The organism is Dyella subtropica, assembly GCF_026283965.1.
GTDB classification, from domain to species: Bacteria; Pseudomonadota; Gammaproteobacteria; order Xanthomonadales; family Rhodanobacteraceae; genus Dyella_D; species Dyella_D subtropica.
In genome coordinates this window covers 150,456-165,730 of the sequence record NZ_JAPDPD010000012.1, presented here as the reverse complement: position 1 = coordinate 165,730, position 15,275 = coordinate 150,456, and the positions used below count along the sequence as shown (strand labels likewise).

Genomic DNA, 15,275 nt, shown 5'->3' with positions numbered 1-15,275 from the left:
TGGAAACCGCCATGACCGCCCTTGCCGTCACCCCCATGCGCCGTGCGCTGCTCAGCGTGTCCGACAAGACCGGACTGATCGAGCTTGGTAAGCGGCTGGCTTCCGCGGGCGTGGAATTGCTCTCCACGGGTGGCAGCGCCAAAGCGCTGCGCGAAGCCGGCATCCCGGTCAAAGACGTCAGCGAGATCACCAGCTTCCCAGAGATTATGGACGGCCGCGTGAAGACTCTGCATCCGAAGGTGCACGGTGGCCTGCTCGGCCGTCGCGGCACGGACGATGCGGTGATGGCGCAGCTCGATATTGCTCCGATCGACTTGCTGGTGCTGAACCTGTACCCGTTCGAAGCGACCGTGGCCAACCCCGATTGCACGCTGGAACAGGCGATCGAGAACATCGACATCGGCGGCCCGGCGATGCTGCGCTCCGCCGCCAAAAACTGGAACGACGTTGGCGTACTCACCTCGCCCGACCAGTACGATGAAGCGCTTGCCGAGATCGAACAGCACGGCGGCCTGAGCCGCGGCACACGCTTCAAGCTGGCTGTTGCAGCATTCAACCGCGTGTCGAACTACGACGGCGCGATCAGCGACTACCTCTCCGGCCTGCAGCTCAACGAAACCCAGAATGCCATCGCCGGTCACGATGCCTTCCCGGGCCAGGTCAACGGCCGCTTCGTGAAACTGATGGATCTGCGCTACGGCGAGAACCCGCATCAGCAGGCGGCGTTCTACCGAGACCTGTATCCGCAACCCGGCACGCTCGCCACGTTTCGCCAGCTGCAGGGCAAGGAGCTGTCGTTCAACAACATCGCCGACTCCGATGCTGCATGGGAATGCGTGCGCAGCTTCACCAAGCCGGCCTGCGTGATCGTCAAGCACGCCAACCCCTGCGGTGTCGCGGTGAGCCTGGACGGTATCGGCCGCGCCTACGATCTCGCTTACCAGACCGATCCCACCTCCGCCTTCGGCGGCATCATCGCGTTCAACGGCGAAGTGGACGCTGCCACGGCGCGCGCCATCGTAGATCGCCAGTTCGTGGAAGTGGTGCTGGCACCGGGCTATGCCGACGATGCGCTGAAGGCTTTCTCCAAGAAAGGCAATGTGCGCGTGCTGGAAATCCCGCTGCCCGCCGATGGCGAGTTGGTCCATGCGCATCCCGGCAACGACAGCCGCCGTGTCGGTTCGGGCTTGCTGATCCAGACCGCCGACCGCGGCATGGTGACCGCCGACGACCTGAAGATCGTCACCCGCCGTGCACCGACCGAAGCGGAAATCCACGACCTGATCTTCGCCTGGAAGGTAGCCAAGTACGTCAAGAGCAATGCCATCGTCTACGCGCGCGATCGCCAGACCATCGGCATCGGCGCCGGCCAGATGAGCCGCGTCTACAGCGCGCGCATCGCCGGCATCAAGGCAGCCGACGAGAAGCTGGAAGTGCGTGGTTCGGTGATGGCTTCCGATGCGTTCTTCCCGTTCCGCGACGGCATCGACGCCGCCGCTGCCGCCGGCATCCGCGCCGTGATCCAGCCGGGTGGTTCAATGCGCGACGCGGAAGTGATCGCCGCCGCCGACGAGCACGACATGGCCATGGTATTCACCGGCATGCGCCACTTCCGCCACTGACGCCCGCGTATCAATCTTTCGATGGCGTGGCGAGCGATGAGTGCTCGCCACGCCACTCGACCGGCCGCGCATAGCGCCGCGCCAGCACCGCGCAGGTCATCAGCTGGATCTGGTGGAACAGCATGATCGGCAGCACGATCGTACCCAGCGGATGCCCGGCGAACAGCACCTTGGCTATCGGCACGCCGGCAGCCAGGCTCTTCTTGGAGCCACAAAACACGATGGTAATTTCATCTTCGCGGTTGAAGCCCAGCGCGCGTGCGCCGTAGCGCGTCGCCAGCAACGCCAACGTCAGCAATACCGCGTTGACCGCCAGCAGACCACCGAGCACGGGCGGCGGCATTTGCTTCCACAAGCCCTGCAACACCGACGCGCTAAAGGCGGTGTAGACCACCAGCAGAATCGAGCCCTGGTCCACATAGGCCAGCATGCCGCGATGCCGGCTGACCCAGCCGCCGATCCAGCGCTGCGCGATCTGTCCCGTCACAAACGGCACCAGCAGCTGCGACACGATGCTGCCGACCGCATGCCAGGACATGCCACCCTGCCCATGCGATTCCAGCATCCATCCAACCCATAGCGGCGTAACGAAAATGCCCAGCAGGCTGGACGCCGATGCCGCGCAGATCGCCGCCGGAATATTGCCGCGCGCCATCGAGGTGAAAGCGATCGAGGACTGCACCGTCGACGGCAACGCACATAGAAACAACACGCCCAGGTAGAGATCCGGCGTCACCAGCGGCAGCAAGATCGGCCGCAGCAACCACCCCAGTAACGGAAACAGCACGAAGGTGCTGGCCAGTACGATGAGGTGCAGGCGCCAATGCGTGGCGCCTGCCACCACCGCTTCGCGCGACAGCTTGGCGCCATGCAGGAAGAACAGCAGCGCAATCGCCCCATCGGTCAACACCTCGAACACCGTCGCTGTTGTACCGCGACAGGGCAGCAGGCTGGCCATCAGGACCGTACCCACCAGCGCACAGGTAAATCGATCAGGCAGGAAGCGGCGCAGAGACATGGCCAGGGACGATCACTGGGAAGGAGACCGCCATTGCAGCGGGCCGGCATGGATAAATCAAACCCGGCAGCCGCACGATCACGCATACCTATAAAACACTAAGCCACTCACGACACCTTGAACCGCTGGCGCCTAGTCTCGGCCGCATTCCATGGAGACCGTCATGCGCTACGAGCTTTACTACTGGACCGGCATCCAGGGTCGCGGCGAATTTGTACGACTGGCGTTGGAAGATGCTGGCGCCGACTACATCGACGTCGCACGCGAACAAGGCGACGCCGCGATGATGCCCTTTCTGCGCGGCAACCATCCCGGCGCCCGCCCCTTCGCACCACCCTTTCTCAAAGCCGGTCGCACGGTCATCGCCCAGACCGCCGCCATCCTGTTCTACCTAGGCCCCCGCCTCGGCCTGGTCCCGCAAAGCGAAACCGCGCGCCTCTACGCCCACCAACTACTACTGACCATCTCCGACCTCGTCGTCGAAGCCCACGACACCCACCACCCCATCGCCGGCAGCCTCTACTACGAAGACCAGCGCGCCGCCGCAAAAAAACGCGCCGAAGACTTTCGCCAACGACGCATCCCAAAATTCCTCAACTACTTCGAAAGCATCCTGGAACGCAGCAACGGCAAACACGCCCTCGCACTCCACTCCTACGTCGACCTCTCCCTATTCCAAATCATGACCGGCCTCAACTACGCCTTCCCCCGCGCGATGAACGGCCTACGCCCCAAACTCCCCCACCTCTGCGCCTTGGCCGAACGAGTCGCCACCCGCCCGCGCATTGCCGCCTACCTGGCCTCCCCACGCCGACTGGATTTCAACGAAAGCGACATCTTCCGCCACTACCCGGAATTAGACGCAAAGCAACTGAGCGCGCAGACGCGACAACCAGGCGATAACGCCGGGGTGACGAAATAGAAATGGTGTCGCAAGCACCCGCCCCTCACCCCAACCCTCTCCCCGGAGGGGAGAGGGAGCAGCGCAAAGGCGATGCGTAAGCGAGCCCGTAACGGGTCCCCTGCGCAGCGGTGAGGGCTGGACGATAAGGCCCCGAAGGGGGCATCGACAGGACGTCGATGCCTTTTCGACACGACAGGGACGTCGTGTCGAAAAGCCCGGCCAGACCTCACGAACCCGCAGGCGAAGCCGGAGGGCGCGGAACCGGGGTGCCCTCTCTTTTGGTTACTTTTCTCTGGGCAAGCAGAGAAAAGTGACTCGGACCGCGGCAGCGGTTCGAAAGCCCGCGGCAGGCGAACCTACACACGCAGACGCGACAACCGGGCAACAACGCCACTGGATTCCGGCCTACGCCGGAATGACGAATGTAGGGGCTGTGTAGCGAAGGATACGAACACTCAAAACATCGCAATCACAAGAGCGCCAGCCAATATCAAACCACCCCCAACAAGCACCGGCCAACTAGCCGACTCCCCCAAAAACAACAACCCAAACACAATCACAAACGCCACACTCAACTTGTCGATCGGCGCCACCTTACTCACCGGCCCCAACTGCAACGCCCGGTAATAGCAAAGCCACGAAAGCCCCGTAGCCATCCCCGACAACACCAAAAACAACCAGCTGTGCGCAGGAAGTCCCGAAGGCTTCGCCCACTCCCCGCGCAAACTGAGAATGCCCGCCGTAACCACCAGGATCACGACAGTGCGGATGAACGTGGCGAGGTTGGAATTGATTCCCGCCACACCGATCTTGCCGAACAGCGCCGTGAGGGCGGCAAAGAACGCCGAGCCCAGCGCAAACAGCAACCAGCTCTCGCGCAGATTCACCGTAACCCCCACGTCATCGGCACGGCGCCGGAATTACTTGCCGTCGCCGCCCGCCGACTCGGCTTCCGCCGGCTTGCTCTTGCCCCACTCCATCACCTTGTACATCACCGGCTTCACCGGCTCGTGGCCGGCCTGGTTGTGGTAGTTGCCATTGGCGTCGACCAGGTAGGTCTGCGGCACGCCGACCTTGGGCGTCACCACCACCATGTAGAGCATGCCGCTGCGACGGAATTCCTGGATGGTTTCGTCGCCCTGCTTGCGCACGGTGACCTGCGGCGGCGGCTCGCCGTGCGCATCGCGGGGCTCGCCCTTGTCCTGCATCGCTGGCAGGGTCGGCGGCACCTTGCTGTTCACCGCGGCGCCTGACGCCTGGCTGCTGGCAGATTTGGCCGGCTTTTGGGTGGCGGGCGGCTCCACCGCTTTCACACCCGGGTCGTTCATACCCGGCGGCGGCGGGGCCGGCGGCAGCGATTGAGCGGACTGCGCAAAAACAGGTAGTGCGGCGAAGGCACCCAGGGCAACGAGCAGGACAACAGGCTTCATAATCACAACCTCCGCAGGGGCCTTGAGCATAGCAGCGCGACGCCATCGCTCCATGAAGCGTGGCACTACGGCGCGATGCCACGCCGCAAGGCGTATGGGCATAAACTCCCCCACTCTCCCTGGCCGGCAGACATGTCCGCCGGCACTCGCGAACACTGACCTGTGGCCCCCATGTCCAAGCTCATCCTGATCGACGGCTCCTCGTATCTGTACCGCGCCTTCCATGCGCTGCCACCGCTGAGCAATGCGCAGGGCGAGCCCACCGGAGCGCTGTTTGGCGTGGTCAACATGCTCCGCGCCACGCTGAAGGCGAAGCCGGAATACCTCGCTTTCGTCAGCGACGCACCCGGCCCCACGTTCCGCGACGCGCTGTACGACAAGTACAAGGCTCAACGCCCACCAATGCCGGACGATCTGCGCGCGCAGGTCGAACCGATGCTCGCCATCGTCGGTGCGCTGGGCTTTCCGATCCTGCGTGTGTCCGGCGTGGAAGCCGATGACGTGATCGGCACCCTGGCCGACCAGGCCCACGCACAAGGCATCGAGGTGGTGATCTCCACTGGCGACAAGGACCTCGCGCAACTGGTGCGTCCTGGCGTGAGTCTGGTCAACACCATGACCAATACCACCATGGACAGTGCCGGCGTGGTGGAGAAGTTCGGCGTGCGGCCGGATCAAATCATCGATTACCTCACCCTCGTCGGCGACACGGTGGACAACGTGCCGGGCGTGCCCAAGTGCGGCCCCAAGACCGCCGCCAAATGGCTGGCCGAATACGGCACGCTCGACGGCGTGATCGCCAACGCGGACAAGGTCGGTGGCAAGATCGGCGAAAGTCTGCGCGCTGCACTGCCGCAGCTGCCGCTGTCGCGCGCATTGGTGACGATCAAGCTCGATGTACCGCTGGATCAGTCCGTCACCGACCTGACCCTGCGTGACAAGCATGTGGAGCAGCTGCGCGAATTATTTACGCGCTACGAATTCAAGGCGGCACTGAAAGATCTGGACGGCAACGATGCCCCTGTGCGTGAACAGGCGCCCGAAGAAACCGCCACTGCTCAAGCTCCCGATCGCGCACAGGGTGCGCTCCTACGACAAGGCTTCGACCTCAGTGCACCGGGAAGCTACGAATTGGTAACCACCCAGGCCCAACTCGACGACTGGCTGCAACGCCTGCAACAAGCCGACCTGATCGCCTTCGACACCGAAACCACCAGCATCGATTCGATGCTGGCCGACGTCGTCGGCCTCAGCCTGTCCGTGGAGCCCGGCAAGGCCTGCTACATCCCGCTGGCGCACGACTATCCCGGCGCACCTGCGCAGCTGCCGCGCGACCACGTGCTCGCCGCACTCAAACCGATCTTCGAAGACCCGAACAAGGCCAAGCTGGGCCAGCACGCCAAATACGACATCAACATCCTGTCGCACTACGGCATCGTGGTGCAGGGCCTGAAGCACGACTCCATGCTCGAGTCCTACGTGTGGAACGCCACCGCCACCCGGCACGACATGGACTCGCTGGCCAGAAAATATCTGGGCTACGAGACCGTCAAATACGAAGAAGTCGCCGGCAAGGGCGCCAAACAAATTTCCTTCTCGCATGTGGATCTGGACACGGCCTGCCGCTACGCCGCTGAAGACGCCGACATCACCCTGCGCCTGCACCATGCGCTGTGGCCGCTGCTGCAAAGCGAGCCGAAGCTGCGTAACGTGTACGAAGCCATCGAGATTCCGCTGGTGCCGGTGCTGGCCGGCATGGAGCAGCGCGGCGTGCTGATCGACGTGAACAACTTGCGTCTGCAGAGTCAGCAGTTGGGCAAGCGCATGCTGGAACTGCAGCAGCAGGCGTGGAAATCCGCCGGCCGCGATTTCAATCTCGATTCGCCCAAGCAGTTGCAGGCCATTCTGTTCGATGAACTCGGCCTGCCGGCCAAGTTGAAGACGCCTACCGGCCAGCCATCCACCAATGAGGAAGCGCTGGAGGCGATCGCCGACGACCACGCGTTGCCGCGCCTGATCCTCGACTACCGCGGCCTGGCCAAACTGCGCTCGACCTATACCGAGAAACTGGCCGAGATCGTCAATCCGCGCACCGGCCGCGTACATACCAGCTACCACCAGGGCGCCGTGGCGACCGGACGCGTGTCGTCGTCGGACCCCAATCTGCAGAACATCCCGGTGCGCACCGAAGAAGGCCGGCGCATCCGCCAGGCGTTCATCGCGCCGGAAGGTTGGCGGGTGATGGCCGCCGACTACTCGCAGATCGAGCTGCGCATCATGGCCCATCTCTCCGGCGACGAAGGCCTGCTGCGCGCGTTCCACGAAGGCGGCGACGTCCACCGCGCCACCGCCGCGGAAGTGTTCGGGCTCAAGCCGGAGGAAGTCAGCACCAACCAGCGCCGCGCCGCCAAAGCCATCAACTTCGGACTGATGTACGGCATGAGCGCCTTCGGTCTGGCCCGCCAGCTCGGCGTGGATCGCGGCGAAGCCAGCGACTACATGGCGCGCTACTTCGCCCGCTATCCCGGCGTACACGCCTTCATGGAAGCCACGCGCGAACAGGCGCATCGCGATGGTTACGTGGAAACCATCTTCGGACGGCGCCTGTATCTGGAGAACCTCAAATCACGCAACCAGGCGTTCCGTGCAGGAGCCGAACGCGCCGCTGTAAATGCACCGATGCAAGGTAGCGCGGCCGACATCATCAAGCGCGCCATGATCGCCGTGGCCGACTGGCTGAAGCAGCGCGACGACGCCCACATGCTGATGCAGGTGCACGACGAACTGGTGTTCGAGGTGCGCAAGGATGCGGTGGAAGAAGTACGCGAAGCCGTGGTCGCACGCATGTCCGGCGCGGCGGAATTGCGCGTGCCCCTGCTGGTCGAGGCCGGCGTGGGCATGAACTGGGACGAAGCGCATTAGGCATCGTCCGAATTCATGATGCCTCGCCGCTTTCATTTGGACGGCCGCTTGAACACGGCCCTCGAACGCCCCATATCTTTTTCGAACGCCCGATTCGTTGGTTTTTCGTCAAATGAATCGCTAATGAATTTTTGTCGGAATCTTTGTGCAACTTTTCCCGACTTGGGCGTTCTATGTACTCGGACGTACGCAACGGCGTCCGCGGCTCACCACCTCCCTGGATGAGCCAATCTGGTAAGCAAACCTTCCCCTGGGTTTCGCTTCCACCCGGCCCCGAGGGTTCCCCCCTAACCCTCGGGGCATTTTTTTGCCTTCAGAAAGCCGATGTCTCAGCACCTGGCCGGGGAAAGACGACTGACGGCCAAAGCGGCTAGCATGCAACTCACTCATTCCGCTGGCGCTGGCGCTGCCGGTTTTTCGTAAAGAGTTGCGGCCACCGTGCAGAAGAAAGGCAAAGCCACCTCGTTCGACATCGCCCACCGGGCCGGGGTCTCCCAATCCACGGTGTCGCGAGCGCTGCGCGGCAGCCCCCTGGTCAGCGAAGAAACGCGCCAGCGCATCCAGGCCGCCGCCGCCGAGCTGAAGTACAAGGTCGACAAGAACGCGTCCAACCTGCGCACCCGCCATTCCGGCACGCTGGCCCTGCTGCTGTTCGAAGACCCCACCGCCGACGACTCGCACATCAACCCGTTCTTCCTCTCCATGCTGGGCTCCATCACCCGCGCCTGCGCCCAGCGGGGTTACGACCTGCTGGTGTCGTTCCAGCAGCTCTCGCACGACTGGCACGCCGACTACGCCGACACCCGCAAGGCCGACGGCATCATCCTGCTCGGCTACGGCGACTACCTCGCCTATCGCGACAAACTGGAAACCCTGGTCGGCCAGGGCACACGCTGCGTGCGCTGGGGCGCCGTGCTGCCCGACCAACCGGACATCTCCATCGGTTGCGACAACTTCCGCGGCGGCCAGGACGTCACAACTCATCTGCTGGAACAGGGTTGCCGCCGCATCGCCTTCCTTGGCGACGCCTCCAGCCACTACCCCGAATTCTTCGAACGCTACCGCGGCTACGCCGACGTGCTGGAACAAGCCGGCCTCACCGTCGACCCCGCCCTGCAAGTCAACGCCGAAAGCACCGAACAATCCGGCTACTCCGCCCTGGAAACCCTGCTGCAACGCGAATCCCCCTTCGACGCCCTCTTCGCCGCCAGCGACCTCATCGCCATCGGCGCCATGCGCGCCCTCGCCGACCACGGCATGACCGTCCCCAACGACATCGCCGTCGCCGGCTTCGACGACATCCCCACCGCCAGCTTCGTCAACCCACCCCTCACCACCGTGCGCCAAGACACCGGCCAGGCTGGCGAAGCGCTGGTCGACAGCTTGCTGCGCCTGATCCGCCAAGAACCCGCTGAGAGCGGGATGTTGCCGGTGAAGCTGGTGGTGAGGAAGTCGAGCCTGCGCGTGCGCTGAGCTGCTTAGCGACTCTGCGGAACCGCCGCCGCAAGAGCTCACCCCCCCTGTCCACGGGACTAGCTGCGCGTCGCAAGCAAGGGAGCAGAAGCAAAAGCGATGCGCAAGCGAGCCTGTGACGGGCCCCCTGTGCAGCGGTGAGGGCTGGACGATCAGACCCCGAAGGGGGCGCAGGCATGGATGCCTGCGCCTTTTCGACACGACAGGGACGTCGTGTCGAAAAGCCCGGCCAGACCTCACGAACCCGCAGGCGAAGCCGGAGGGCGCGGAACCGGGGTGGCCTCTCTTTTGGTCACTTTTCTCTGGCCAAACAGAGAAAAGTAACCCGGCCTCCGGCAGGAGGACGGAAGCCCGCCGCAGGCGAGCCAGGTCGCGATAATGCGAACATCGAGCGGCAACGCCACTGGACCCCGGCCTACGCCGGGGTGACGAAGTAGAGGTGGTGTCACGAGCACCCACCCCTCACCCCAACCCTCTCCCCGGAGGGGAGAGGGAGCAGGAGTTCAATGCGTGACGGGGTGGCCTTTCTCCGCCATCAACCGCGTCAACTCCAGCACCAGATCGGCACGCGTCGCCACCGCATCCAACACAAACACCTGGACGTCATGCGCCCCCACGTGCGCCCGGAGCGCCCCGCCTTCAGCCACCGTTACCGACGCACCACCCAAAGCAGCCTTCCACACCCCCGCCTGCACATAAGGCGTGACTTCGATGTCCGCCGCCACATCACCCTTATTGAGCAACACCAGTGCGATCTGATGTACATCGCCCTTCTGATACACGCGATAAAACACCGCCTGATCACCCTCGATGCGCACCGGTAACATCAACCCCTTCTGCAACGCAGGTAGCCTCTCGCGCAGCAACGCAATGCGCTTCAGCTGCTGATAGATGCGGTTGCGCGGCGCCGCGTCGATGCGCTCCTGCCCAAAGTAATTCCGATTGCCCTGATGCTCCGCGCGCCCACGCATAAAGCCGATTTCCGAGCCGTAGTAGATCGCCGGAATGCCGCGCGCCGTGAACAACCAATTGTTCGCATCGATAAAGCCATCGTCCGTGGCATTGAGTCGCGCCATGTCGTGGTTATCGTAGAAGGTCACCAGTTCATAGGGATTCGCATACGGCCCATTGCGTAGATAAAGGTGCTCGGCGATACGCTCGTAGTCGCTATGCGGATGCTCGAACACCTCGGCCACCCGCTGGCGCAACGGAAAATCCAGCACGCTGATGCCGCCGTTGCGCTCCCAGGTGTACTGGCCGATGTTGTCCGGGTTGTAATCGAACGCTTCGCCGAACATGAAGAAGCCCGGATGCTTCGCGCGGATACGCGCGGAGAACTGCCGCCAGAAATCCGTCGACATGTGACTGATGGTGTCGATACGGAAGGCGTCCGCGCCCTGGTCGATCCATTGCTGATACGCACCGACGAAGTAGTCCAACACCGCCGGATTCTCGTCGTTGTTGTTCGAGAGCTGCGCCAAGTCCTCATACGAGTGATAGAAGCGATGCAGCGGATTGCGCACCGGATCGAGCTGGTCGGGACGCAGGTTCTGGTGGTCGGCGATCAGTTTGCCGTCCTTGTCGAAGATCTGCCCGAACTGCGGCTGTGCCTTGGGCATGCTGAAAGACGGCGAGCCATGATTGGCGACGATGTCGAGTACCGTCTTCAAACCCTGTGCGCGCATCTTGGCGGTGAACTGCGCGAAATCGAGATCCTTGCTCGGCAGATGTTCGTCCAGTTTGTAGAAGTTCACACCCCAGTAACCGTGATAGCCGGTTTTGCCGCGGTCGGCCATCAACGCGCCCCAGGTCACGGGGTCGCCGCCGGTGAAGGCTTCGTCCGGGTTATCCACGATCGGCGTGATCCACACCGCGCCGAAACCCATGCCGCGGATATAGCCAGCATTGTTCAACACACCTTTGAAGTCGCCGCCGAGGTAGCCGATGTTGTCGGTCTCGCCGTTCGGCCCCGGCACAGGAATATCGAAGGTGCGGTGCGCGCCACCCTGGTCGCGATGATCGTTGGAGGGATCGCCGTTGACGAAGCGATCGGTCATCACGAAATAGATCGCGTTGGCGGCGAACGGCTCATCGGTGCCGTAAAACTCCGTCTGCGATGCGGCAGCCTGGCCAGCCGTCAGCGTGACAGCAAGCGCGGCACTGAGAAAAAGCGTCTTCATGATCCGATCTAGTTCCCTGCGGTCACCGATGCGGGCATCGCCTCCACCACCGGCTCGCGCACGCGAAGCACGCACAGGCCGGCAACGAACAGGCTGGCGCCGCCAAGGGCCAGCGCATAGATCGGCTGGCCGTGGAAAAACATCTTCAACAGCAGACCCAGCACACTGGCGGCGAGCAACTGCGGAATGACGATGAAGAAATTGAAGATGCCCATGTACACGCCCATCTTCTTCGCCGGCAGGTTGTCCGACAGCAGCGCGTACGGCAGCGAAAGGATCGAAGCCCAGGCAAAGCCCACGCCCACCATCGACAGCATCAGCCCGTTCGGATCGCGGATGAACAGGAACGAGAGCAAGCCCGCGCCGCCCAGCCATACGTTGATAAGGTGACTCACACGCAAACCCCAACGTTTCACCATCCACGGGATCACGATGGCCGCCAGCGCCGCGAAGCCGTTGTACGCCGCGAACAGCACGCCCACCCAATTGGCGCCTTCGTTATAGGCCACCGAATGCGTGTCGGTGCTGCCGAAGTGCACCTGGGTCACGCCGGCCGTGGTGTAGATCCACATGGCGAATAGTGCGAACCATGAAAAGAACTGCACCCATGCCAAGCGCCGCATCGCATCCGGCATGGTGAACAGATCGCCCATCACCTGCGTGAACATGCTGCTGCGGGTCGAGCGGCTCAGCCATAGCAAGGCCACGCCGTAGACGATGATGCCGCCGGTGAGCAGGTACAGCTCGCGTTCCAGACGCAGCAGCGCCACCAGGGCCGTACCGATCACGCCGGCCGCCAACCACAACAGGCCGGTGCGACGAGCGGCTCGCACATCCACGTCCGTTGTTTCCGTCAGACGGTCGGCATCGAATGCCTGCAAGGCTTCCGGCGGATACTCGCGTGTGGACAGAATGGTCCACAGCACCGAGCCAAGCAGCACGACACCGCCCGCGTAGAACGCGTACTTCACCGTCTCTGGAATACCGCTGACACCGGGAGCATTGCTCACACCAAGCTTCGCCAAGATCCACGGCAGCATGGACGCGACCACCGCACCGATGCCGATGAAGAAGCTCTGCATGGCATAGCCCAGTGGACGCTGTCTCGGCGGCAGCTGATCACCTACGAAGGCGCGAAACGGCTCCATCGAGATATTGATCGACGCGTCCATGATCCACAGCAGACCGGCCGCCACCCACAAGGCCGGCGCGTTCGGCATCCACAGCAAGGCCAGCGTGGTCAGCACCGCGCCCACCAGGAAATACGGACGGCGACGCCCCAGTCGCGTCCACGTGCGATCGGAGTAATGCCCCACGATCGGCTGCACGATCAGCCCGGACAGCGGCGCGGCGATCCACAACATCGGGATATCGCCGACGTCGGCGCCGAGGGTCTGGAAGATGCGGCTGACATTGGCGTTCTGCAGTGCGAAGCCGAACTGGATACCCAGGAAGCCGAAGCACATGTTCCAGATCTGCCAGAACGACAGTGCGGGTTTCCTGCTCATGGTTGATGCGTTCCTGAACCCAAAGGGGTGACCAGCAGATCACCGACCTGGGCCTGGTTCAACGGCCCGTCGATGCCGCCCTGTCCGCCGGTGTAATGCGCGAAATGGCGAAGGTAGGTCATGTTGAAACCCTGCTCCAGCGCGAACTGACACCGCGCACCCGCAAGCGCCTCGAAGCTCCCGCTGGTAGAGCGCTGCTGGCCGATGCTGTGCGGCAACACCAGGATCACTTGCTGGGCATCACTGCCTTCGCAGCGCACCGTCACCACCTGCACGGCAGCGGTGATGCCGGTGTTGATCGGGCCATGATCGTTGGCGTATTCCACCGCGAGCTGGAAGCGGCCCGTGTTCGGCGCCTTCCACTCGCGCGGCCAGTCTCCCGACAGGCGTGTGCTATCGCCCGCACACACGGTGGGACTGTGCAGCGATTCGATCCCATCGTCATTCGTACGGGTCACGCTGAAGCACTGCTGCGCGGATTCCCGCGAGATGAGCGTGGAACCGCGGATCGTCCCATGCCGCGCGCCGTTGATATAAAGCGCGCTTTCACCCATCGCCTCCACACGCCAATGCGTGCCGTCGGCGGTTACGTTGGGCGCCTCCGGCGTGGGTGGCGCGAACAGGGGCGCATTCAAGCGCAGCGGAATCGACGCCACCGGCACCGCTTTCAAGGTCACCACGCGATGTGCACCATCACGCTTCTCCTGGTCGGCCACCAGCAGGTTGCCATCGGGCTTTGCCGGACGTATCAGCGTAATGTCCTGGTCAGCGAGTTGCAGGCGGATGCGGTCCTTGTCGCCGAACAACATCGGCACCAAGGACACCGGCAGCTTCGGTACGAGGCGGCCATCCTCGCCGAGCCCGAACACGCCCTCGATCACCATGTCGAGATAGCCTGCCACCGACCACAGCTGCCGCGGCGAATCGACCACCGGCCCACTCAGCGCGCCGTCGTCCACGTGCACGGCCTGCGTGGTCAGCTCGAAATTTTCCATGTTGGAGCCGGCCAGTGCCGCGCCGCGCATCAGCGAGCGCAATTCGTGCTCGATGCGGGCTGGATCGTCCACCGCGCGCGCCGCGCGCAACGCATACGCGCTGACGAAGGGCCAGATGGCGCGATTGTGATAAATCGGCACGTCAGCCCGCTCCGGCCAGATCACCGGACTACCCGCCTCCCAGGCCGGGTAGTTGGCCAAAGCCTGGCGCGCACGTGCCGGTTCGGCCACGCCGCTGGTGATCGCCAACGACAGACCGAGCAGGTCATAAGCCTCGTAAGGCACCGGATGATCGGCGCCGCCGATGTAACTCATGTATTGACCGCGATCCGCGCGCCAGAAACGCGTATTGATCGCCGCTTTCAAGGCCTTCGCTTGCGCCGCATACTCCGCCGCCTTCGCCGCATCGCGCGGCCCGGCCAGCTGGGCCGCCAGACGCAGCGCCTCGACGTGCAACACATTGGTGGAGAGCGCGAAGGATTGTCCGATGAAGGTGACGTCTTTGACCGTCCATCCGGGATAGCTCTGTTCACGCCAATCGAGGAACGAGGTTTCGCCGCGATAGAGACCCAGTTGCGGATCGAAGATGAAACGGCGGTCCTGTGCCAGCATGTCGGTCAGCGCGCGATAGACCTCGTCGGCAAAGGCGCGGTCGTCGAGCAAATGGCGTGCAGCCAGGAACCACACGATGCGGTCCGTGCTGATCGGCCAACTGCCGCCCGAGCCGGTGTCCTGCGCCACGTACAGACCTGCCGGCACGGATGGCTCGCGCACTTCCGATAGTTTGAAGCGCAACGATTGCTTCGCTCGCGCCGGATCGAGTCGCCATAGCGACAGATCCACCGCATAGGACAGATCTCGCGTCCACACGTAGTGCCACCGCTCGCCGGTCTCGAAGCAGGCACAGGGAATGGACTCACCGTGATCGAAAGCGTCGTCCTTGATCGCACTCACTGAGTCGAGCCGAAGATCGTCCTGCGCCATAGCGAACAGGCCGTCGAACAACGGGCTCGCCGTTTGCACGACAAGTGGCTGTGCATCGATGCGCCGTTCGACGCCGGGTGCATGCAGCACGTAGCTTCCCGCGGCGCCAGCGCTCATCGAGGCCGTCTTGCCCCGCCATGTGAGTTGCTGGCGCCAATCTGGCGGCGTCGTACCCGGGACTCCAGCCAGGGCACCGGCCAGAAGGACCGTCGTCAACATGACTGCACCGCGTGTGTTCC

The 15,275-nt window shown here is 63.5% G+C and carries 10 protein-coding genes; 4 read left to right on the top strand and 6 right to left on the bottom strand.

Annotated features, from left to right (window positions below; genetic code table 11):
• The first annotated feature begins 11 nt into the window (after positions 1 to 11).
• A complete protein-coding gene (gene purH / locus OUZ45_RS12320; protein WP_266170408.1) occupies positions 12 to 1,622 on the top strand; it encodes a bifunctional phosphoribosylaminoimidazolecarboxamide formyltransferase/IMP cyclohydrolase in 1,611 nt (536 codons plus the stop codon).
• Positions 1,623 to 1,632: 10 nt separating this feature from the next.
• Here purH and OUZ45_RS12315 read toward each other — a convergent pair whose 3' ends face one another.
• Positions 1,633 to 2,640, bottom strand: coding sequence for a bile acid:sodium symporter family protein (locus OUZ45_RS12315; protein ID WP_266170407.1), 1,008 nt, complete (start codon positions 2,638 to 2,640; stop codon positions 1,633 to 1,635).
• A gap of 163 nt (positions 2,641 to 2,803) precedes the next feature.
• Between OUZ45_RS12315 and OUZ45_RS12310 the strand changes: the two genes are divergently transcribed.
• A complete protein-coding gene (locus OUZ45_RS12310) occupies positions 2,804 to 3,562 on the top strand; it encodes a glutathione S-transferase (protein ID WP_266170406.1) in 759 nt (252 codons plus the stop codon).
• A gap of 437 nt (positions 3,563 to 3,999) precedes the next feature.
• Here the strand turns inward: OUZ45_RS12310 and OUZ45_RS12305 are convergent, their stop codons facing one another.
• Together OUZ45_RS12305 and OUZ45_RS12300 are read right to left on the bottom strand one after the other, a co-directional pair.
• On the bottom strand, positions 4,000 to 4,431 hold the full coding sequence (locus OUZ45_RS12305) for an EamA family transporter (RefSeq protein ID WP_266170405.1): 432 nt from the start codon (positions 4,429 to 4,431) through the stop codon (positions 4,000 to 4,002).
• A gap of 33 nt (positions 4,432 to 4,464) precedes the next feature.
• Positions 4,465 to 4,974: a DUF2782 domain-containing protein gene (locus OUZ45_RS12300; protein ID WP_266170404.1), complete on the bottom strand. Its 510-nt coding sequence runs from the start codon at positions 4,972 to 4,974 to the stop codon at positions 4,465 to 4,467.
• Positions 4,975 to 5,145: 171 nt separating this feature from the next.
• Here OUZ45_RS12300 and polA point away from each other — a divergent pair, with 171 nt between their 5' ends.
• On the top strand, positions 5,146 to 7,896 hold the full coding sequence (gene polA, locus OUZ45_RS12295; protein WP_266170403.1) for a DNA polymerase I: 2,751 nt from the start codon (positions 5,146 to 5,148) through the stop codon (positions 7,894 to 7,896).
• Positions 7,897 to 8,334: 438 nt separating this feature from the next.
• Positions 8,335 to 9,369, top strand: a complete 1,035-nt coding sequence (locus tag OUZ45_RS12290) for a LacI family DNA-binding transcriptional regulator (protein ID WP_266170402.1) — start codon at positions 8,335 to 8,337, stop codon at positions 9,367 to 9,369.
• Between the two features lie 503 nt (positions 9,370 to 9,872).
• Here OUZ45_RS12290 and OUZ45_RS12285 read toward each other — a convergent pair.
• From OUZ45_RS12285 to OUZ45_RS12275, 3 genes are read right to left on the bottom strand one after another with little or no spacing between them, the layout of a single operon-like run.
• The gene (locus OUZ45_RS12285; RefSeq protein ID WP_266170401.1) at positions 9,873 to 11,549 is read right to left on the bottom strand and encodes an alpha-amylase family glycosyl hydrolase; all 1,677 of its coding nucleotides are present in this window, start codon (positions 11,547 to 11,549) and stop codon (positions 9,873 to 9,875) included.
• A gap of 8 nt (positions 11,550 to 11,557) precedes the next feature.
• Positions 11,558 to 13,057: an MFS transporter gene (locus tag OUZ45_RS12280; RefSeq protein WP_266170400.1), complete on the bottom strand. Its 1,500-nt coding sequence runs from the start codon at positions 13,055 to 13,057 to the stop codon at positions 11,558 to 11,560.
• On the bottom strand, positions 13,054 to 15,255 hold the full coding sequence (locus tag OUZ45_RS12275; protein WP_425601690.1) for a glucosidase family protein: 2,202 nt from the start codon (positions 15,253 to 15,255) through the stop codon (positions 13,054 to 13,056). Before OUZ45_RS12275 ends, OUZ45_RS12280 begins: the two co-directional genes overlap by 4 nt.
• Positions 15,256 to 15,275 lie beyond the last annotated feature (20 nt).